This window comes from Salinivibrio kushneri, assembly GCF_027286325.1.
In the GTDB taxonomy this organism is placed as follows: domain Bacteria; phylum Pseudomonadota; class Gammaproteobacteria; order Enterobacterales; family Vibrionaceae; genus Salinivibrio; species Salinivibrio kushneri_A.
Genome location: NZ_CP114588.1, coordinates 1,939,990 through 1,959,334 on the forward strand (window position 1 = coordinate 1,939,990; position 19,345 = coordinate 1,959,334).

At 52.0% G+C, this 19,345-nt stretch carries 19 protein-coding genes; 5 read left to right on the plus strand and 14 right to left on the minus strand.

Going from position 1 to position 19,345, the window contains the following annotated elements; translation table 11 throughout:
* Nucleotides 1-4 precede the first annotated feature (4 nt).
* The 7 genes from N8M53_RS09130 to N8M53_RS09160 all read right to left on the minus strand — a co-directional run bounded on the left by N8M53_RS09130 (nucleotide 5) and on the right by N8M53_RS09160 (nucleotide 6,090).
* Nucleotides 5-643 (minus strand): YecA family protein, encoded by a 639-nt coding sequence (locus N8M53_RS09130; protein WP_269578546.1) that lies wholly within the window; start codon nucleotides 641-643, stop codon nucleotides 5-7.
* The gene (dusC, locus tag N8M53_RS09135) at nucleotides 631-1,632 is read right to left on the minus strand and encodes a tRNA dihydrouridine(16) synthase DusC (RefSeq protein ID WP_269578547.1); all 1,002 of its coding nucleotides are present in this window, start codon (nucleotides 1,630-1,632) and stop codon (nucleotides 631-633) included. Before dusC ends, N8M53_RS09130 begins: the two co-directional genes overlap by 13 nt.
* A gap of 117 nt (nucleotides 1,633-1,749) precedes the next feature.
* Nucleotides 1,750-2,481 carry a DsbA family protein gene (locus N8M53_RS09140; protein WP_269578548.1) on the minus strand — a complete coding sequence of 244 codons (732 nt, stop codon included), beginning with the start codon at nucleotides 2,479-2,481 and terminating at the stop codon, nucleotides 1,750-1,752.
* Nucleotides 2,482-2,507: 26 nt separating this feature from the next.
* Nucleotides 2,508-3,029: a protein disulfide oxidoreductase gene (locus N8M53_RS09145; protein ID WP_269578549.1), complete on the minus strand. Its 522-nt coding sequence runs from the start codon at nucleotides 3,027-3,029 to the stop codon at nucleotides 2,508-2,510.
* Complete coding sequence (locus tag N8M53_RS09150) at nucleotides 3,026-5,149, minus strand: protein-disulfide reductase DsbD family protein (protein WP_269578550.1); 2,124 nt, start codon at nucleotides 5,147-5,149, stop codon at nucleotides 3,026-3,028. Before N8M53_RS09150 ends, N8M53_RS09145 begins: the two co-directional genes overlap by 4 nt.
* A gap of 49 nt (nucleotides 5,150-5,198) precedes the next feature.
* The gene (locus N8M53_RS09155) at nucleotides 5,199-5,558 is read right to left on the minus strand and encodes a hypothetical protein (protein WP_269578551.1); all 360 of its coding nucleotides are present in this window, start codon (nucleotides 5,556-5,558) and stop codon (nucleotides 5,199-5,201) included.
* Between the two features lie 91 nt (nucleotides 5,559-5,649).
* Nucleotides 5,650-6,090, minus strand: coding sequence for a YcgN family cysteine cluster protein (locus tag N8M53_RS09160; RefSeq protein WP_269578552.1), 441 nt, complete (start codon nucleotides 6,088-6,090; stop codon nucleotides 5,650-5,652).
* A gap of 162 nt (nucleotides 6,091-6,252) precedes the next feature.
* Between N8M53_RS09160 and N8M53_RS09165 the strand changes: the two genes are divergently transcribed.
* Nucleotides 6,253-6,519 carry a YkgJ family cysteine cluster protein gene (locus N8M53_RS09165; RefSeq protein WP_269578553.1) on the plus strand — a complete coding sequence of 89 codons (267 nt, stop codon included), beginning with the start codon at nucleotides 6,253-6,255 and terminating at the stop codon, nucleotides 6,517-6,519.
* Nucleotides 6,520-6,579: 60 nt separating this feature from the next.
* Here the strand turns inward: N8M53_RS09165 and N8M53_RS09170 are convergent, their stop codons facing one another.
* Nucleotides 6,580-7,440, minus strand: a complete 861-nt coding sequence (locus tag N8M53_RS09170) for a Tim44 domain-containing protein (protein WP_269580021.1) — start codon at nucleotides 7,438-7,440, stop codon at nucleotides 6,580-6,582.
* 187 nt (nucleotides 7,441-7,627) lie between these two features.
* Between N8M53_RS09170 and N8M53_RS09175 the strand changes: the two genes are divergently transcribed.
* Together N8M53_RS09175 and N8M53_RS09180 are read left to right on the plus strand one after the other, a co-directional pair.
* Nucleotides 7,628-8,023: an NINE protein gene (locus tag N8M53_RS09175; protein ID WP_069362040.1), complete on the plus strand. Its 396-nt coding sequence runs from the start codon at nucleotides 7,628-7,630 to the stop codon at nucleotides 8,021-8,023.
* A gap of 110 nt (nucleotides 8,024-8,133) precedes the next feature.
* The gene (locus tag N8M53_RS09180; RefSeq protein WP_269578554.1) at nucleotides 8,134-9,996 is read left to right on the plus strand and encodes an MFS transporter; all 1,863 of its coding nucleotides are present in this window, start codon (nucleotides 8,134-8,136) and stop codon (nucleotides 9,994-9,996) included.
* On the opposite strand, the gene N8M53_RS09185 is transcribed toward N8M53_RS09180, so the two are convergent.
* The 6 genes from N8M53_RS09185 to N8M53_RS09210 are packed head-to-tail and all read right to left on the minus strand — an operon-like array spanning nucleotide 9,993 to nucleotide 17,144.
* On the minus strand, nucleotides 9,993-11,381 hold the full coding sequence (locus tag N8M53_RS09185; protein WP_269578555.1) for an AMP-binding protein: 1,389 nt from the start codon (nucleotides 11,379-11,381) through the stop codon (nucleotides 9,993-9,995). The two genes, N8M53_RS09180 and N8M53_RS09185, sit on opposite strands and share 4 nt — an antisense overlap.
* An 8-nt stretch (nucleotides 11,382-11,389) precedes the next feature.
* On the minus strand, nucleotides 11,390-12,379 hold the full coding sequence (menC, locus tag N8M53_RS09190; RefSeq protein ID WP_269578556.1) for an o-succinylbenzoate synthase: 990 nt from the start codon (nucleotides 12,377-12,379) through the stop codon (nucleotides 11,390-11,392).
* An 8-nt stretch (nucleotides 12,380-12,387) separates the two neighbouring features.
* Nucleotides 12,388-13,254 (minus strand): 1,4-dihydroxy-2-naphthoyl-CoA synthase, encoded by an 867-nt coding sequence (gene menB, locus N8M53_RS09195; RefSeq protein WP_077771456.1) that lies wholly within the window; start codon nucleotides 13,252-13,254, stop codon nucleotides 12,388-12,390.
* A gap of 53 nt (nucleotides 13,255-13,307) precedes the next feature.
* Nucleotides 13,308-14,087: a 2-succinyl-6-hydroxy-2,4-cyclohexadiene-1-carboxylate synthase gene (menH, locus tag N8M53_RS09200; protein WP_269578557.1), complete on the minus strand. Its 780-nt coding sequence runs from the start codon at nucleotides 14,085-14,087 to the stop codon at nucleotides 13,308-13,310.
* Nucleotides 14,080-15,846: a 2-succinyl-5-enolpyruvyl-6-hydroxy-3-cyclohexene-1-carboxylic-acid synthase gene (gene menD / locus N8M53_RS09205; RefSeq protein WP_269578558.1), complete on the minus strand. Its 1,767-nt coding sequence runs from the start codon at nucleotides 15,844-15,846 to the stop codon at nucleotides 14,080-14,082. Before menD ends, menH begins: the two co-directional genes overlap by 8 nt.
* Complete coding sequence (locus tag N8M53_RS09210; protein ID WP_269578559.1) at nucleotides 15,846-17,144, minus strand: isochorismate synthase; 1,299 nt, start codon at nucleotides 17,142-17,144, stop codon at nucleotides 15,846-15,848. The genes menD and N8M53_RS09210 overlap by 1 nt, the downstream gene beginning before the upstream one ends.
* A 271-nt stretch (nucleotides 17,145-17,415) precedes the next feature.
* Here N8M53_RS09210 and N8M53_RS09215 point away from each other — a divergent pair, with 271 nt between their 5' ends.
* Nucleotides 17,416-18,636 carry a pyridoxal phosphate-dependent aminotransferase gene (locus N8M53_RS09215; RefSeq protein ID WP_269578560.1) on the plus strand — a complete coding sequence of 407 codons (1,221 nt, stop codon included), beginning with the start codon at nucleotides 17,416-17,418 and terminating at the stop codon, nucleotides 18,634-18,636.
* An 87-nt stretch (nucleotides 18,637-18,723) separates the two neighbouring features.
* Nucleotides 18,724-19,323 (plus strand): tRNA-uridine aminocarboxypropyltransferase, encoded by a 600-nt coding sequence (locus tag N8M53_RS09220; protein ID WP_269578561.1) that lies wholly within the window; start codon nucleotides 18,724-18,726, stop codon nucleotides 19,321-19,323.
* The last annotated feature ends 22 nt before the right edge of the window (nucleotides 19,324-19,345 follow it).

A 19,345-nucleotide genomic window follows, 5' to 3' on the forward strand; every position in this document is an offset into this window, starting at 1 on the left:
CTAATTAACGCCCACAACATTTTTTAAATTTTGCGCCACTGCCACATGGGCAAGGATCATTTCGGCCTATCGATTTAAATGGGTTGACCTGGTGCGCACCATGCGTGCCTTGTTGTGCTTCATCCGCCGCTTTCGCCACTTCTTGGATCATTAAATCCAGTTGCTCAATGTATTGCCCGGGCTCAACATCAATGCCGACCTCTTTCATTTGAGCTAAAGTCCCAGCTTCATCGTGCAGCAGCAACATGCTGGTCACCAAGGCAGAAAGCATTCGACGACTGCCATCATTGAGCGTTACCTCGTGCCAATGCGGCTCGACATAAGGCCAGACAGCTAAAAAACCTTCGGCGAAAGCTTGCGCGAGTTCGCCACGCATCGACAGCATTAAGCTATCCGGCAATACATAATCATTACGCATAAGGGCGTGATATTGCTGCTCAAGATGTGCCAGTACTGTCTGCTTATCGTCTTGATTGAGGCTAACGACCTCCCCGTCCTCTTCGATTCCTGCAGTCACTAGCACCGACAGCCAGGTATCAGGGTCTAAAGGAGCCGGGCATATATTTGCGGCCAGGAGGGCACCTTCAATAAAACTGGCAGGCATCCCCTCCCAGTGCTCAGAGAGTGTTACTAGTGTTGACATAAGCTTTCCTGTGTCATGAATTCTGTTTGTTGACGTGCTTTATCCAGCTCGCGAACGATTTCATCAGCGCGATTCAATACACGAATCGCTTTGAAACACGCATCTGCTTGCGGGTAATACTGACGCAAATACTTAAACCATTGTTTGATGCGGTTGGGGAAATACTGTGCCTTATCCCCTTGGCGCTCTTGCTCGGCATAGCGAACTAACAATGCTAGTACGGCAGGCCAAGGCATCGGTGCGGCATCATCACGGATATGCTGACCGAGGTTAGGCATGTTTAACGCCCCACGGCAAACCATTAGGGTGTCACAACCGGTAATGGCTTGGCAGCGAAGTGCATCGTCACGGTGCCAAATATCGCCATTGGCCGTCACTGGAATAGCCACTTGTTGGTTGATATCGGCAATTAAATCCCAACGAATGGTCCCCGCTTTGTAACCATCGCGCTTGGTGCGCCCATGTACCACCAGCTCATCTGCCCCCGCATCGGCCACCGCTTGGGCAATACACATATAGTCATCAAGATCGTTAAATCCGAGGCGAATCTTGGCACTGACCGTATAAGCCGGATCAACCGCATCTCTCACGGCTTTGACCACATCAAACATATGCTCTGGGGTTTTAAGCAGCGCAGCCCCACCACGGTTACCGTTGACGGTTTTCGATGGGCAGCCAAAATTAATATCAATTCCTTGCGAGCCCAGTTCGATGGCACGCACCGCGTTACCCGCCATCGCGTGGGGGTCTTGTCCTAAAAGCTGCACCCGGACCGGCGTGCCCGCGGTGGTGAAGCCCCCTTGCGCTAGCTCCGGACAAAAGCGATGAAAGACTTTTTCTGGCAAGCGTTGGTCGACCACGCGCACAAACTCGGTGACACAGAGGCTGTAGTGATTAATCTCGGTGAGCAACTTGCGCATTAACGGGTCGAGTACCCCTTCCATCGGGCCCAAGACGATACGTGGTGGTGATTGATGTGTTTGACTCATGCCATACCTTTGCGATTAAGGCGCGCTATTTTGCCAGCTTTTTCGCCAAAGCGCAGCTAACAAAAAAGCCAGTCAAAAAAATGACTGGCTTTCATATCGTTAGCGACACCGGTGGCGTTAGCCGTCGGCTCTTGCCGCGTCAACCATGGCTTCTAGCTGTGGGTACGGCAAATAGCCAGGTGCGACCTGCTCGCCAATGATCATCGCTGGAGTGCCTCTGAGCCCCAGCTCAACAAAGGCGCGATAGTTTTCTGCAACCGCTTTCCCGGTCACCTCTTTGCCTTCTAGCAACGCCTCTGTGTCGGTTTTCTTGGCAATTTTCTCTAATGAGCGGGCATCATGCATACCGCGTTTGTTCATCAATAATTGATGAACCTGCGCAAAGGCCTCAGGTTTTTCCAGCCACACATTCATCGCATACACCGCTGAATTGGTGCCGAGTGATTCGATGCTCTGCTGTTTGAGTGGTACGGCAATATTGATCACCTTGACATCATCATGCGCGGCGACCAATTTCTGTAACTCTTCTTCCAGCTTTTTACAGTATGGGCAGTTGTAGTCCATAAAGTTCACCACTGTGACTTCAGGGTTCTCAGCACCAATCCAACTGTGGGTGTCCGATTCAAACCAATCACGGCGTGCAGCAAGGTTTTCCTTTAACGTTTTTTGTTGTTCAACAAACTTTTGCAAACTCTGGTTGAGGTTGGCAATCAGTTTGGGGTTCTCTTCCAACAAGCTAACAATTTCGTCCAGTTGCGCTTGCTCAGTATCCGACAACGTATTCGCACTGACAGGAAGAGCCAGAAGCAGTAGAGCCCAAAAAGGGGCGATATAGCGAGATAAGGACATTGGGTTTCCTTTTGATAAATATAAAGTCATAACACCAGCCTTAACCATAGGCCAAGCGGTGTCGTGAAGCCTGTTGTTATTGAAGTGATTTTTCCTTGCTCGACCACCATCACGGTGGGCGTCACTTTCACTGAAAACGCATCAGAGAGGTTTCCATGTTGATCATTCACCACGGGAAACTCATAGTCATGATGCGCAAGGTATCCAGCAATATGTTTATCTGAGCCTGAGCGTAACGCGATCGAGACGACTTGCGCATGGCCGCTTAACCAATCTACCGAGGGTGTCACAAAACGGCATACACCGCACCAACTTGCCCATACATAGACAAGCACTGGCTTTTGCTGCGACATGGCAACCAAGTCCTGTTGGCGACCATCGAGCAAACGCACCGACTCGACCGGCATCTGACTGGTATCGATGTCGCGGCTGCGCCACCAATCCATCGCGGTGCTAGATATCAGCACAAACACGATGAGCCAGCAGAAATCACGCGCACCGCGTTTGACCCGTTTACGCCACGACCGTTTCATTTGCTTGGCTGTCATGGTGTTTTCGCCTGCTCAATCGCCGCCATCACCGCTTTATCAGTCAAAATAACCGGTAAGGCGATCCCTTCAGGCGCACCGGGGCCATAAACAATGTTGAACGGTACCCCATAACGCTGGTGCTTTTGCAAATACTGCGTCACGGTATCGCTCGGGCGCGTCCAATCACCTTGCATTGCCACCACATTCGGTGCGGTGATAGCGTCATACACGGGGGATTGTAAAATCACACCCACTTTGTTGGCATGGCAGGTAATGCACCAATCCGCCGTCACATCAACAAACACCCATTTACCCTGATCCACCGCTTGATCGATCGCGGCCTCATCAAGGCTCACCCAGTTTGGTTCCGAGTTTAATGGCGTTGCCCATCGCTGCGCGGTCAATGACGCACCAATCAGCCCAAGCACCACGACCACTAGCAACCCAGCCGTGCCTTTAATCGCCGCCAGTTTTCCAAGGGTGCGATATGTTAGCCACACACTGGCAACCAGCAGCAGCGTGCCCACTGCGATAGCGCCAGCAACGCCAAGGTATGGCATCCACAACCAGAATAACCACACCGTGGTACCGGCCAGCAATAACGCAAATAGCCGTTTGACATGATTCATCCACGGACCTGGTTTGGGCAATGCGCGCGTCAGACCAGGAAAAGCGGCGACCAGCAGCCACGGCAGTGCCATGCCAACCGCCAGAGCAGTAAAGATCAACCACAAAGAGGTCAACGACCCACCCAGCGCATAGGCTACTGCCGTTCCCAGGAAAGGCGCTGAACATGGCGTGGCCAGTAAGGTCGCAAACACCCCTTGAACAAAGTGACCGCTGGTGGTGTGGCCGCCGCGTGTCGCCATCCAGGTTTGCCAACTGGGCGGTAAATCAATGCGCAGCACATCAAACAAACTCAAGGCGAACAGCCAAATCACCAGCGTCATCACCCCAATAAATATCGGGCTTTGAAACTGGATCCCCCAACCGACGGCTTGCCCTGTGAGCTTTAATGCCATTAACAGGCCTGCAATCGCCCAAAAGGACACCAGGATCCCCACCGCTGAGGCCAAAAACTGGCCGCGAATAGCGCCACGTGTGGCACTTGGATTTGCCACGATACTGTTGAGCTTGAGCCCAAGCACGGGAAGCACACAGGGCATTACGTTAAGAATCAAGCCACCCAAGAGTGCAATACCGCCAATCATCCAAATCGATAATCCCACTTGCGAAACCACATTGCCCGCCTGCACGGTGGTGGCGTGCTCAGCTAGCAGTTGCTTATCCACGACCGTCACTTGAATCGGTTTATCCGTAAGGTTGGGCGTTTCAATCCAATTGGTCACGTCAAACGTTGCGGTCAGGGTATTGCCATCATGGTGGATACTCGGCACACCAAAGGTATCATCGATAACCGCATCACCATCGACCAGCATATCGGGTTGCTGCCACGCTTGGTTTCCAATCACGGTGACCGCGAGCTGTTGCTGATTGGTATCCCACACCGCGGACTCAATCTGTACACTGGGTAGCGGCTTAGGCACTTGGCTCATCGCTTGGTTGAACTGATACATCCGCTCACCATCGGCCTCGAGGGCGTTGGGGGTAAAGTCGAGAGAGATGGGGTAGTCAGTGATCACGCACACACTGGTGCACGAAGACAAGCGCAAGGTGGCATCTAGCGACACCGGCTGTTGCCACGTATTAACCTCAAAGGTCAGCGGGAAAGTCACCTGCCCTTTGTAGCCCAACATGGTCAGGCCAAGTAGCTCATGGCGACTAGGGGCCGGCCAATGCCAAGTAATATCGTCCAGGTTTTGGCTGTCGTTGATGATAAGTTCCGGCGCCACCCCGCCCTCGCCTGGCGAGCGCCAATACGTTTTCCAATCGCCTTGTAACCGGATAGAGAGCAACCCATCGAGGTGTTGAGTCTCTGGATGACCTTGTCCAGTTAATGCGAGGCGCGCCTCAACGGGCGGATGGTCTGGATTACTGAGCCAACCGGTATCTGGGGCATTGGCTCGTACCGCAGGGCTAAGTAGCAGTAAGCACAAAGACAAAAGCGGCAGTAAAGCAAAACCTCGCCAAACATCGCCGTGTTTAACAAAGTGCCAATAGTTTTTAAGTCGATTCATAAGTCTGTTCCTTGTTTAGAATAAATACGCCATTTGAAAAGCAAGCGCTTTACTCTCGGAACACACAAAAACAAAGGTGCCGTCGTCGATAGGTTGGTGGATCGTGAGTGGGTAAGGTAATCGATATGCTCACCATCGCCATCACTGCAAGTAATACAATCAGCCACCAAAGCGGTGACGGTAGCCAGTCTAACGCCAACACAGAAGGGTGCATCAATTGCTCGGAAAGCGAACATTTTTTACCCAGTGCGCTTTTTGCTCCCTCCGAGTCACCGATATTGACCGCCTGGCAAGCGGCTTGCACACCTGATTGCCAACTCAGTTGATTTTGCAAGGCACACACCGCCAGTACCCAAAGCGCAATCGCGAGGGCCCAGCCAGCTTTTGAACGACGCGTGTACCTTTGCATTCCACCTCCTGTCGAGTTGGCCATCATTATGCCCAACAACAGAAATTAAACAATGGGTTAGTCTGGACCACGGGGTGACAACGCTTTGGCGTTATCGCGGTTGCTGAGTCAATTGGATATGATCTTCCCAATCAATCACATCGATTTCGTACACCACGCTGTCTTTTACCGAGATCCCCGCTTTATGCATCTCCGCTTTTGATCCTGTGATCAGAGGGTGCCACTCGGGCAGCGGTTTATTCTCCGCCAACAAGCGATACGCACAAGTCTCTGGCAACCAATAAAACTCATCAATCTTATCGCGGGTAAGCTTCAAACATGACTCTTCATAAGAGAAGCGGTTGGGATAGTCTTTGCACGAGCAGGTATTATCATCGAGCAAGCTACAAGCGACATTGGTGTAGTAAAGCTCATCGGTCTCTTCATCAATTAATTTGTGTAGGCAGCAACGGCCACAACCGTCACATAAAGATTCCCACTCCTCATCGCTCATTTGCGCTAAGGTTTTTTGTTGCCAAAACGGCGTGCTCATGATGTTTAATCTCTTTTTTATTGCCGCCTTTTCACGGCAACGACATTGCGCGCTTGTTATAACCATCATAGCCCTAAAGTGCAAGCAGGCCTTTTGTGGGTTGGATAGTGCAAAAGTGAGTGATAGAGTGCTCGATTTTGCACGTTGACGGAGGCTATGAGTATGCCAACTGCATCGCCATTTTCGTGCCGCCTTGGGTGTGGTGCTTGCTGTATCGCGCCTAGCATTTCGTCACCGATCCCCGGAATGCCAAACGGTAAGCCCGCTGACACCCGTTGTGTGCAGCTGGATGATCGCAACCTATGTAAGCTATTTGGCTCTGACACCCGCCCCGATGTGTGCGCTGCATTCGACGCCGACCCTGACGTGTGTGGTAATACCTATCAGCAAGCGCTCGATAACCTTATTTATCTGGAAGCAGCAACATAAAAAACGCTGGCTAATCCTAGCCAGCGCTTGGTAGTCTCCGGTTGTTTTCAGAGCAACGGATTAGCTTTGAATACCCACGATTAGCCAAGGCGCATTCGGCTGGCGTAAGTCACGCTCTAGGTGCCAAATATCGGTAATGTCCTCTTCCACGCCTTCAACACGGTCACAATAACGGCCGGTGAACTTCAGGCTCAGCTGGGCGGTGCGGCTGTCGTAATCGGCACGAACAATTTCTGCATCGACATACATCACTTCCGTATGCTGCTCTCCATCCAGTCGTGCACGCTCGGCGGCGAGGTCGTTATACAGTTCAGGCGTCACGTACTCTTGAATTTTATCCAGCTCGTTATGGTTCCATGCGCCTTGCAAAATCCGATAATGCTCACGGGCACCGCTCAAAAAACTCTGCATATCGAACTGCGGGGGGAAGTTAAATGGCACATCATTGTTAGCAGCGCCAAACCCACCAGACGTCGCGCCTGTTTCTGCGCCGTTTTGTCGGAATGCATGAGGTTGCTCATGATAATAGCCTTTATTTTGTCCCGCGTACGCCGGCCCTTGCGCCTGAGCCCCTGCTTTGGCTTGGGTGAGCCCGCGGAGAAACTTCATGGCAAAGTAGGCGATCAGGCCTAAAATCAAGATATCCATAAATTGGATACCCTCAAACGCACCACCGAAGAAAGCGGCCAATAGACCACCGGCAAGTAAACCGCCGAGTAAACCACCGGCGAGCCCTTTTTTGCTGGTTTTCGGGCTGTTCTGTTTGAGGGTATTGGTATTAGTGGTGGTATTTTTGGGCGCAGGCGCGGTTTTAAAGCTTTTACCAAAAGATTTGCCGCCGCCGAAGCGTTTCGCTTCTGCATAAGGCGCTGTTACAACAAAGACAACCATCAAGGCTGCAACAGAGAGTAGTTTTTTCATCATCGCATCATCTGTGGTTTGAGACCGTTATCATGCTAGAGTCTCTGGTGGTGAAGTCAATTAGCAGAGTGGGAATAATTGTTACCAAACGTCATCCAGAAACCATTGTTTTGGGGTCAGTAGGAACCATTTGCCACGCTTGCACTCCAAGCCATTAGTATTCTTTTCACTGCAATAGGACCAAGACATGAATGATACCCACAGTAAATTTGTTGGTTACTTACTCTGGATCTTTGGTTTTCTCGGATCCCACCGTTTTTACTATGGAAAACCGGTGACTGGTACCCTCTGGTTTTTCACCTTAGGCCTGTTCTTTGTCGGCTGGATTGTGGATTTGTTCTTGATTCCCGCCATGGATAAAGAAGCCGATCTCCGTTTTCGCAGTGGCCCCACAGATTTTACTATTGCCTGGCTATTACTGACTTTTCTGGGTGTGTTTGGTATTCACCGTATGTACATGGGTAAATGGATCACTGGCTTTATTTACCTCTTTACCGGTGGCTTTTTCTTAATTGGTGTACTGTATGATTTTTGGACACTCAATGAGCAAGTGTCGATTAAAAACATGCAAAAGTTTTCTTAGTCCTCCTTTTTGTCAACTAACTGAATGATGCGCAACGCATTCAAGGTTGCGCACGCCTCGCTCGCTGCTAGTATAAGTCGCTTACTGCAACGCGAAATGGATCTGCCTACATGAGCCAACAGTTTCAGCTTTTACGCGAGCGACGTTTTTTGCCTTATTTCATTACCCAGGCATTAGGCGCGTTTAACGATAACGTCTATAAGAATGTGTTGGTGATCATGGTTGCGTTCGCCTCGGCCGATCAACTGCCGATGGATGCCACGCTGTTTATCAACGCCGCCGCTGGCCTGTTTATTCTTCCTTTTTTCCTATTTTCTGCCTTTGCTGGCGAGCTTGCGGACAAATACGACAAAGCGCTGATCATGCGGCGGGTGAAATGGTTAGAAGTAGCTATTATGTCAAGCGCCGCGTTCGCACTGTATTTTCACGCCTGGAATGTGCTACTCGGCTTACTGTTTTTGATGGGCACCCAATCGGCTTTTTTTGGCCCGGTGAAATACGCATTACTGCCACAAACGCTCAATGACAAAGAGCTTGTTTCAGGCAATGCCTTAGTGGAAACCGGCACCTTCTTATCGATTCTGCTCGGTACCTTATTGGCCGGCTTTATAGCCCATCACCCTGATTCAAGCCTGATCGCCGGGATAGCCGTATTAAGTTTTGCGTTGCTTGGCGTCATGTCTGCCTATGCTATCCCCCCCGCGCCTGCAGGAAACCCTGGGCTCAATTTACGCTATCGGCCGGTGGCTTTAATGCGGCAAACCCTACGCTTTGCGCGTAAAGACAAAGTCACCTTACAAGCGATTCTCGGGATCAGCTGGTTTTGGTTTTTAGGGGCCAGCTATTTAACCCAGTTTCCCAAATTCACCGCTTCGATCGGTGGCGGTGAAATTGGCGTGTCGTTTCTGCTCACCTTGTTTTCTGTCGGCATCGCTGTGGGCGCATTGCTTTGCGATAAGCTTTCCGGTCATCGTATTGAGCCCGGCATTGTCCCCTTGGGCAGTTTAGGGTTAACCGGTTTTGGCTTACATTTGTTTTTTGCCACGCCGGCGGCCCCCACACTTCATACCAACCTGGTTGCTTTTATCACTGATCCAGCCCTGACCTGGGTGTTTATCGACCTATTGATGATTGGCGTATGTGGTGGGATTTTCATCGTGCCACTGTACAGTCTGATGCAACAACGCGCCGATAAAGCCGCGCGTGCGCGTGTGATTGCCGCGAACAATATCTTCAATGCCTTATTTATGGTGGTCAGTGCGATACTCGGTATCACACTCTTGGTCGTGGTGGAGTTATCTATCGCGGAATTCTTCTTAGTACTGGCGGTGCTCAACTTATTGGTGGCTATCTATGTCAGCAAGTTGGTACCGATTTTCGCCTTGCGCTTTTTTACCTGGATGGTCACCCACACTCTGTATCGGGTAAAACACCAAGATTTACACCATATTCCTGAAAAAGGCGGTGCCTTGCTGATTTGTAACCATGTCAGTTATATGGATGCGCTCTTGTTAGCCGGCGCGTGTCACCGTCCTATCCGCTTTGTGATGTTTGAAGATTTGTATAAAATACCGGTGCTACATTGGTTCTTCCGTACCTCAAAAGTGATCCCCATTAGCCATCGAGGCCGCACGATCCGGGCCGCCATGAACGAGATTCAAAAGGCGCTTGATAATGGCGAAGTGGTACTGATTTTCCCAGAAGGGCATCTCAGCTATGACGGCGAAATCGACCAATTCCGCCGCGGGATGGATATGATTTTGCAACGTTCACCTGTGCCTGTGGTGCCGATGGCGTTACAAGGCCTTTGGGGCAGCTATTTTAGCCGTCATGGCGGGAAAGCCATGTTAAAACTGCCCAAGCGTTTTTGGTCTAAAGTCACCGTCGTCGCCGGTCCAGCCGTTGAGCCTGAGCAAGCGACTTCAGAGCATATGCGCAATGAAGTCATTCGCCTGCGCGCCGACCGGCCTTAGTCAATCGCTTGGCGTTGCGCCCATTGGGTTAATAGCGCTCGGGACGGTTTAATTCCCGCCTCGGGCGACAAAGGTGGCCAAGGTAAAAATGCGACTGGGCGTTGATAAGCGGGTAAGTGCCGACAATAGTCAGCCAGCTGCTGAGCGTTTAGATGGCACCCACTCTGGATAATCGCCAACGGGCGCGCACCGAATTCGCGATCATCAACCGGAACGACCATCGCCTGACGAATCTCGGCACACTTTTGCAAGTGTGCCTCAATCACCTCGGGCTGAACGTTCTCCCCACCGCAGATAAATTGATTATCCTTACGCCCGATGATACGTAGCGTCGGCGGCTGAACGTCTGTACACCAGCTGGCTAAATCGCGCGAGGCCAGTCCTTTGGCCGCATCAAGCGGTTGCAATGCGCCCGCTTGCCAAACCCCTAAGGCTAACGTCTCCCCTCGGTGGATTACCTCACCGTCATCCGCCACTATCAGATCGCGATAAGGCAAGGTAGTGCCCACGTCACCCTGTCCATCGGCTCGCTTTAAGGTGACCGTCGATGCCGTTTCCGTCATCCCATACCCACACCAACAGCTTATCCCTTGCAGTTCTGCCTGCTCCGTCAGTGCACTGGAAATCGCGGCGCCACCAAGCAACACATGAGATAAGGTGGATGTATCTGGGCATTTTCTCAGTGAGGGTAACACGCGATAGAGCTGCGTGGGCACTAAAGAGGCGTGGCTCACATGTGTGAGCGCCGATGCCATCCTTTCCCCGCGGCATGGATAAATAGCCAGCTGAGCGCCTTTATACAGCCAACGCCATACAATGGCTAAGCCCGAGATATGGAACAGTGGTAAAGATAAAAGCCAACTGTCGATGCGATTTTCTAAAGATGTCGTCTTATCCGCCAAGCCCAAAAACGGCAGCATTTGGGTTAATCCGGCAGCACTGGCGAGATGCTGATGAGCCGCGTGAACAATCACCTTCGGACTCCCCGTTGACCCCGAGGTTAAGGTTAACGTCAAAGGCTGATCGGGTTGCCAATGGCTCATCGTTGGCAGCACATTGACACGTGGCTCACACGAGCGGTCAGGCAAAGATTGATAGACGCCAAGTTGACTCAGCACGGTGGCTTGCACCTCGTCACTTAACGCTTGATTCAATACCAGCGTTTTTTTTCCCGCCTGCCAAGCCGCGAGCATCCCCACAATCAGCTCCCTTTGCGACAAGGCGCTGTTGAGCACTACAATGGGCGCCTCACCCAGTCGAGCTTGCTGCCCATCCACGAGCGTACTGAGTTCACGCCATGTTAGCGGCATATCGCTATCAATAGCTTTCGCGTTCGGTGCCACGGCCGCCCAGTGCCGCCATGGCCACGTATCAAACCCAAACATGCATTCACTCACAAGGTGTTTATCCACACGAGTGGTTGGTCGTGGAGCGGGATCAATGGCTGCGACGCCCCTGGCCAAGTGCGATCGAGTTGATGCTGGTAAATCCCCAATGTATCGAGTCCTGGCACGACACCCGGGGTTAACCAATTGGCCAACCGTGACAATTGCGTTAAGCCCAAACTGGTTTCTAATGCCGAGCTAATCACCGCCGTTTTACCCAACGCGTGCGCCCGACTCACCCATTGCTCAATGGCGGCCAGATCGCCGAGTAGGCTAGGCTTAATCACCCAGGTAGATGCCAAATCGTGTTCAAGCAAAGCACTATCGCGGCTATCTGTTAAGCTTTCGTCCCACGCCAAAGGAAAGCCTAATGCCTGCGCTTGTACGAGCGATTGGTTAGGATCGGGGCAAGGCTCTTCAATCCAGTGAATTCGCGCCTGGTGCGCCGCACGGAGACCATTCCAAAAGCTGGCAAGTTGCTCAGGCTGCCAACGACGATTCACGTCAAGGCGCAACCTCAAATCCGGTAACGCCTCTAACAAGGTCGCGATCATTAACCGATCGCGGGCGACCTCATAGTCCCCCACTTTTATTTTTGCCTCATAGGGCTGACCCGCCGGTTGTTGTCCCAACGTCATTAACAACGCATCCGGATCCCCTGTGCACACAGGTACATGACGAAACCCTGACTGAGTAGGCAAATGTTTATCTAACTCGGCTTGCGCAATGCTTAAGCCCCATGCGACCGAAGGCGGCAGTTGTGGCATGGCAATATTACGATGATCACACCAAACCGCGGTGGCGGCAATTAACGCATGACGTGCCTCGGCAAAGGTTTCTTGGCTAAAGCCGGGTAGTGGTGCCACTTCTCCCCAACCACGTTGTGCCCCCTCGCTCAATTCAACCACCAAGCCCTCTCGCTCGGTTAACGGCTGATCACGGACAAATAAACCGGTATTGACTGGCAAGGTGTAGTGATAGATCCGTGCCTGTCTCATAGTGACCTCTATGGATTACGTGGGAAACGATCAAATTCAGGGCGCCGTTTTTCATTAAAGGCATTGCGCCCTTCCTGCCCTTCGTCGGTCATGTAAAACATCATGGTGGCATTACCAGCAAGCTCTTGTAGCCCTGCTTGGCCATCGCAGTCTGCATTTAAAGCGGCTTTTAAGCAGCGCAGTGCCATCGGGCTGTGCTGGAGAACTTCCCGGCACCATCGCACTGTCTCACGCTCGAGTTCATCCAGCGGCACCACCGTGTTGACCAATCCCATATCTAGCGCTTCTTGCGCATTGTAGAAGCGACACAAGAACCAGATCTCTCGCGCTTTTTTCTGCCCTACGATTCGGGCCATATAAGACGCCCCCCAACCACCGTCAAAGCTGCCGACCTTGGGACCCGTTTGGCCAAATTGAGCGTTGTCGGCGGCAATGGTTAGATCGCACATCATATGCAACACATGCCCACCGCCGACAGCATAGCCTGCAACAGCGGCGATGACGGGTTTGGGGCAGGTGCGGATCTGACGCTGAAAGTCCAACACATTTAAATGGTGCGTGCCTTCATCATCTTGATAGCCGCCGTAGTCGCCCCGCACGGATTGATCGCCGCCGGAACAAAACGCCTTCTCTCCCAACCCAGTAAGGATAATCACGCCCACTCGGCTGTCGTAACGCGCATCAGCCAACGCTTGCATCATTTCTTTTACTGTTTGTGGTCGGAATGCATTGCGCACCTGGGGGCGGTTAATGGTGATCCGAGCGATGCCGTCGGCTGATTTATGGTAAAGGATATCGCTGAACGTCAGCGCAGTCGGCACCCACTCGATAGGAGCATAAAGTTCTTGTTCGGTCATTCCCGGCGTGACAGCCATAGTGTCTCCCTTTTCTCGGTTGCTTGGGACAAGGCCCGTCATAAGATAAAAAGTCAGGCGAGCGCGTGACTTTGCGTCAGTACCTGCACAAACCTATCTGGGTTTTCAACATGGCTGTTGTGCCCCGCTCCTTCTATCGGCGTGGCGGGGATGCCAGTGTGTTGCCATAGTGAATGTGCAAGTGAGGTAAATTTGTTGTCGTGCTCTCCACAAAGGTAGTCAATCGTGACGCCTTGTCGAAAGGCTTCACCCAACCCCGCGCGTAAATTGGCCTGGCGACCCAAGGAGGTCGCCATCAGCATTTTCGCCACGGCAGGGCCATGATTATCACGACGCGCCGCGACAAGTTCGGCCCGCTGCGCATCGGTTAGTGAATGAAACACCGGTTGTCGATACCATTCGGCTAATACCACATCCATGGCTTGATGAGCGAAACGTTCCGCCCAGTTTCTATCGTGCTCAAGCCGCTGCTTACATTGGTTGGAATCCATCAAACCTGGGTGACCTGCCTCCAAGAAGACCGCGCGCCAGATGCTAGGTTGAGTGCAGACAAGATGCATGGCAAGGCGCGCGCCGAGCGAGTATCCAACTAAACACGCCCTTTGGTGCCCCCACACCTGATGATACGTTTGCCGTATTGCTGCCACAGTAGTGGCAAAGTTAACGGCTTGATAGTTCACACTGCCACCATGACCAGGCAGATCAATGCACAGCCAGTGACAATGGCGCATTTTATCCGTCACCGTGCGCCAATCTTCTCCGCTGCCTAAAAAGCCATGGAGAAACACCACTTTCTTTCCATGCCGATCGCCGCCTTGCTGGTAACTAAGCATGCGTCCCCCTTGCGGCCATGGCAGCCAGGCACTCGCTGAGCACCTGTCCTGCTTCCCCGGAAGGGGTAACCACTTCAATCACATCGGTGCCAGGCGTGGTGAGTGCCTGATTCACGCTTACCACGAGATCATCTAGGGTAACGGGTTGATGGTGACCTAAAGAGAACTGCGCCGCGATGTGTTCAAACCCGAGACCATGCGGCATCCGGTAGTAGGTATCACAAAGGGTTTGATCAACCGGCAGCGCATCAAAAATACCACCGCCATTGTTATTCAGGATAAGGATGGCGGCCGGCGCAGACGCCTCCCGCCATAATGCAAGACTATTGAGATCGTAAAGAGCACTGGTATCGCCCAGCACCACTAACATAGGTTGAGCGCGGCCTCGTTGCACTCCAGCGGCGCAGGCAAGTAAACCATCAATGCCAGACGCACCGCGATTAGCAAACACCCGATGGCCAGAAAGATCAGCCCACATATCGGCTAAGCGGATCGCTAGGCTATTACCGATAAAAATATCTGCGCGCTTGGGAAGCAAAGCGGGGAGCTGTTGAAACACACTATGTTCCGATAATGCCGTGTGAGACAAGGTTGTGGCAGCCTGCTGCATCTGATGCTTGGCGTCTCGTATCAAGGTCTGCTGCCATGTCTTGACGCTATCAATACCCTCTCCAGGTGCCGAGTACGTGTTAGCCACTGACTCAGCCAACTCCTGGAGCCAAGGCAACCAATGAGGGGGCGGCACAACAAATTGCTCTAGAGACAGATGGTTAGGGTCAAGTGCCTGCGCGTGTTCGGTCAACAACCAATACTGGGCAGTGGTTTGCGAGAGCCATTGGCTAAGACGCTTAGATACCAAGCGCCCGCCTAGCTGAATCACCCATTGGGTTTGATTCAACTGCTGGCAAAGATCCGGGTGATTAAGCCAAAGATCGTAACCGGGTGCGCTACTTGCCACGCCAGATTGGGGATCGGCCAGAATAATGGCATGAAGGGACCGTGCCACTTTCTCTACTGCAGCGGCTACACCCTCCGGTACCGCACCTAGGACAATCACGGTTCGTGGATATCCATCAACTTTCTGCCCAAAAGACGGTAAATCCGGTACAGAAACACGATGCCCATGATGATGATGGTGGATATAAGGCTTACCACTTTGCCACCAGCGCGCGATAGGTGCTCGCACTCTTTCCTCTTCGACCATATCGCGTTCGCCATAAAAGGGCTCTCGAAATGGACAATTAATATGCACGCTTCCGCCCTGCTCTGCTTGGCGAGCAAGTAGCTGATCCACTCTGGTGAGTAACGCCGGCAAAGGGAGCTCAGCGGTCGGTGCCGGAAGCGCCAATTCCGCGGTCACATGGGACGAAAACAGGCCTGATTGGGTAATCGCTTGATTCGCGCCACAATCCATTAATTCAAACGGGCGGTCAGCAGAAAGAATCACTAACGGTTCACCCGTTAAACCACTTTCCACCACAGCAGGCAGCAAGTTTGCCACCGCGGTCCCAGAGGTCACGATCACAGCGATAGGCTCACGGACACTCTTGGCCAAGCCAAGGGCAAGGTAACCCAGCCCACGTTCATCAAAGTGACGGTGTAGTGTTACCGGACGTTGGCGGTGCTGACTTTGTTTCACCGCGGCCAGCGTCAACGGTGTGGAACGTGAACCGGGCGCAATACAAATATGCCTGACACCTAGGCGCGATAGCTCTTCTATCACAACCTCTGCCCAGATGTGTGTGTGAGAAAGCGACATTAGCAGGCTCCGAGTCTGATAGCGTCTTTTTCAGGCACCGTGCAAGCAGGTAAACACTGACGGAGTGTCGTGAGCTTATTGTCCAACTCCTGCCACTCAGCATCCGGATCTGACCCTGGGACAATCCCGGCGCCAGCATATAAATCCACGGTATTCTCTGTCACTTGGGCACTGCGTATCGCTACACAAAATTGGCTTTCACGCTGAGACAGATAACCGACCGCACCGCTATAGCGGCCACGTGTGATGCCTTGCTCGGTTAAAAAAGCGCGCGCATTTTCACGCGGCAACCCGGCCACTGCAGCGGTGGGCTGTAAGGCACTGAGCAACACAGCATCATCAACACCAGGCCCTATAATCGCGCTGATACGACGACGTAAATGCTGAAGATGGCGAAGCACAATCAAATGCGGTTCAGGGTCAACCGTAATGGTTAACGCATGACGGCGAAGTCCGGCGAAAATATCATCTACCACCAGCTGATTCTCGTGCACGTTTTTCGTGTCACTTAATAGCCACTCGCCAAGGCGGTGATCCTCACTAAAGCTTGCCCCGCGCCGGACAGTACCCGCCAACGCTTCAGTGGTGACACGACAATCACGGCGACGGTATAGCCGCTCAGGCGTTGATCCAACAAACGCGTCATCAGGACCGGTCGCAAAAAGAAAGTGGAAACTCTCCACATTGTGCTGTTGGCTGTGGTGTAACAGCTGTCCTGCACTCATCGGTGTATCAAGCGTTAACCGCGTTTGGCGCGCCAACACAACTTTTTTAAGCGGTGTCTGCGCCATTTTTGTTAATGCACAGCGCACTGATTGGCACCATTGATGATGGCTGGGCGTGTGCGTTTCATCCTGGACTACCGCTTGCCCTGCCGCCAAAGGACGGCCTTGCCAAATGATCTGATTAAGTAAAGCCTGACTGTTGCACTCTGCGGTAAGGTTGATGCTCAATTGCCACTGTTGTTCACGCCGAATTAGCTCCACCACCGGCAAGAAAAAATCCCCGCTTCCAGGGGTATCATCAAAGGCCACACAGCCCCAAATGCGCTGGTCAGGCAACAGGCTGGCTTGGGCCGTTTGCAGCTGAGAAAACTGACAGCCAGCGCCCAGTGCCAATACTTCTTCACGGCCATCGCGTGATTGCCAATAAGTTTTCGGGTAGACAGGCTGTGCATCCAACCAAGCAACGGGCGATAAATCACCTGGCCAAGTAAACGCCATGGTCAGTTGTGCGGGTGCTTGACCAATAGCAACTTGGCTTTGTAAATGATTAGCCGCTTGAATCAAGGTAGTCACGACATCCTCCAACCGCTTGAGCGGCAGTGCTCTTTGCAAGTCAATGCGTACTCTTTTTATGTAGCACGTTATTCTTGCTTGTCAGTCTACCTGTGAGCGTCTTTTGCGAATATGCGCTAGATCAGTTATCTGTCAAACTTGGTAGATTTTTTTGTTCAATCCTTGCCAATAAAACTTTGTCTGCCTAAGTCTTTCGAATTGGCAAACAAATAGTGTAAGTTACCAAAAAAGCCTAATAACAATTTTTACCTTTTTATTTACAGGATCGTTAATGCAACCAATAGGAATGTCCGCCAAGCTGGATGATGTCTGTTATGACATTCGCGGCCCAGTGATGAAAGAAGCCAAACGCCTCGAAGAAGAAGGTCACCGCATTCTTAAACTGAATATCGGTAACCCTGCTCCGTTTGGCTTTGATGCCCCTGATGAAATCTTGGTGGATGTGATCCGCAATCTCCCGACCTCGCAAGGGTATTGCGATTCAAAAGGGCTCTATTCCGCCCGTAAAGCCGTGGTGCAGCACTACCAAAAGCGCGGCTTAATGGATTTAGACGTTGAAGACGTCTATTTGGGCAACGGTGCCTCTGAGCTTATCGTAATGGCCATGCAAGCGCTGCTTAATAATGGTGACGAGCTACTGGTGCCCTCACCCGACTACCCGCTATGGACCGCAGCAGCATCTTTGTCAGGGGGCAAACCTGTCCATTACCTTTGCGATGAAGAGTCAGACTGGTACCCAGACTTAGAGGATATTAAACGTAAAATTACCCCAAACACCCGAGGGCTGGTGTTGATTAATCCCAACAATCCCACCGGTGCTGTCTACAGCCGCGACTTTTTGTTGCAAGTGGTAGAGCTCGCGCGCCAGCATAAACTGATCATTTTCGCTGACGAGATTTACGACAAAATTCTCTATGATGGCGCGCAACACTACTCCATCGCCACCTTGGCGCCAGATGTACTGTGTCTGACCTTCAACGGTTTATCCAAAGCCTACCGGGTTTGCGGATTTCGCGCCGGCTGGATGCTGGTCACCGGCCCCAAACAACATGCACGCGGGTACATTGAAGGCCTTGAAATGTTGGCATCGATGCGGCTTTGCGCCAATGTGCCCATGCAACATGCCATTCAAACCGCATTGGGTGGATACCAAAGCATCAATGAGCTTATCTTACCCGGTGGCCGATTGCTTGAGCAGCGCGACAAAGCCTATGAGCTGATCAACCAAATTCCCGGTGTCAGCTGTAAAAAGCCGAAAGGGGCGCTCTATCTATTCCCGAAAATCGACACCAAGCGCTACAACATCCATAACGATGAAAAGCTCATGCTCGATTTCCTGTTGCAAGAGAAAGTGCTTATGGTCCATGGCACTGGCTTTAATTGGCACCAACCTGATCACTTCCGGCTTGTCACCCTGCCCCGTGTGGATGATCTAGAGATGGCTATCAGTCGGTTTGAGCGCTTCTTAAGCGGATATAGCCAAGAGGGCTAATCACGAACCTTTAGGTAACGCAAGTACGTGCGACACGGCTTGCGTTATGTTATTGATCACCGTATTCCGTTTATAGCGCCTATTCGTATGTCTCGATACTGCTCTCTCTGCCATAAAGCCCACGCCATTTGCATTTGCGATGCCATCACCAAGATAGACAACCCCAACCCGGTGATCCTGCTTCAGCACCCTGATGAAGTCTCGCATCCTAAGAACAGTGCCTGCCTGCTGAGCCTTTCACTACAACATAGCATCACTTTAGTCGGAGAAGATTTTAGCCAGCACCCTCAGTTGAACGCGCTATTGGCGGACCCGGACATCACGTATGCCGTGCTCTACCCCGAAGAATACGCCACCCCACTCGGTGAGGTCGTCACTCAACCTGCAGGCGCTAAACAAGGGATTATTTTACTGGATGGGACCTGGAAGAAAGCCTACAAAATGTATCAGCTATCTACCAATTTACAGGCACTTCCGAGTATCAGTATTGACGCGAAGACGCCCAGCCAATATCAGATTCGTAAAAGCCGAAAGCCCGGGGCGCTTTCCACGCTCGAGGCCGGCTATATGGCGCTGAGTCAGCTGGAGGGCAATGCCAAACGCTATCAGCCTTTGCTCGATAGCTTCGACACCATGATTGCACGCCAACTCGCTTTTCTACCCGACGCAAGCAAACGCTGCGACTGAGCACGCAAGGTGCTTGTTGTCA

What these genes read in the sequence shown, in the direction of transcription:
- N8M53_RS09180 (WP_269578554.1), top strand. Translation starts at nt 8,134, where the DNA reads ATGAGCCAACAGTTTCAGCTTTTACGCGAGCGACGTTTTTTGCCTTAT.
- N8M53_RS09220 (WP_269578561.1), top strand. Translation starts at nt 18,724, where the DNA reads ATGTCTCGATACTGCTCTCTCTGCCATAAAGCCCACGCCATTTGCATT.
- N8M53_RS09165 (WP_269578553.1), top strand. Translation starts at nt 6,253, where the DNA reads ATGCCAACTGCATCGCCATTTTCGTGCCGCCTTGGGTGTGGTGCTTGC.
- N8M53_RS09150 (WP_269578550.1), bottom strand. Translation starts at nt 5,149, where the DNA reads ATGAATCGACTTAAAAACTATTGGCACTTTGTTAAACACGGCGATGTT.
- menD (WP_269578558.1), bottom strand. Translation starts at nt 15,846, where the DNA reads ATGTCGCTTTCTCACACACACATCTGGGCAGAGGTTGTGATAGAAGAG.
- menC (WP_269578556.1), bottom strand. Translation starts at nt 12,379, where the DNA reads ATGAGACAGGCACGGATCTATCACTACACCTTGCCAGTCAATACCGGT.
- N8M53_RS09145 (WP_269578549.1), bottom strand. Translation starts at nt 3,029, where the DNA reads ATGACAGCCAAGCAAATGAAACGGTCGTGGCGTAAACGGGTCAAACGC.
- N8M53_RS09215 (WP_269578560.1), top strand. Translation starts at nt 17,416, where the DNA reads ATGCAACCAATAGGAATGTCCGCCAAGCTGGATGATGTCTGTTATGAC.
- dusC (WP_269578547.1), bottom strand. Translation starts at nt 1,632, where the DNA reads ATGAGTCAAACACATCAATCACCACCACGTATCGTCTTGGGCCCGATG.
- N8M53_RS09160 (WP_269578552.1), bottom strand. Translation starts at nt 6,090, where the DNA reads ATGAGCACGCCGTTTTGGCAACAAAAAACCTTAGCGCAAATGAGCGAT.
- N8M53_RS09140 (WP_269578548.1), bottom strand. Translation starts at nt 2,481, where the DNA reads ATGTCCTTATCTCGCTATATCGCCCCTTTTTGGGCTCTACTGCTTCTG.
- N8M53_RS09170 (WP_269580021.1), bottom strand. Translation starts at nt 7,440, where the DNA reads ATGAAAAAACTACTCTCTGTTGCAGCCTTGATGGTTGTCTTTGTTGTA.
- N8M53_RS09175 (WP_069362040.1), top strand. Translation starts at nt 7,628, where the DNA reads ATGAATGATACCCACAGTAAATTTGTTGGTTACTTACTCTGGATCTTT.
- menH (WP_269578557.1), bottom strand. Translation starts at nt 14,087, where the DNA reads ATGCTTAGTTACCAGCAAGGCGGCGATCGGCATGGAAAGAAAGTGGTG.
- menB (WP_077771456.1), bottom strand. Translation starts at nt 13,254, where the DNA reads ATGGCTGTCACGCCGGGAATGACCGAACAAGAACTTTATGCTCCTATC.
- N8M53_RS09185 (WP_269578555.1), bottom strand. Translation starts at nt 11,381, where the DNA reads ATGTTTGGGTTTGATACGTGGCCATGGCGGCACTGGGCGGCCGTGGCA.
- N8M53_RS09155 (WP_269578551.1), bottom strand. Translation starts at nt 5,558, where the DNA reads ATGCAAAGGTACACGCGTCGTTCAAAAGCTGGCTGGGCCCTCGCGATT.
- N8M53_RS09130 (WP_269578546.1), bottom strand. Translation starts at nt 643, where the DNA reads ATGTCAACACTAGTAACACTCTCTGAGCACTGGGAGGGGATGCCTGCC.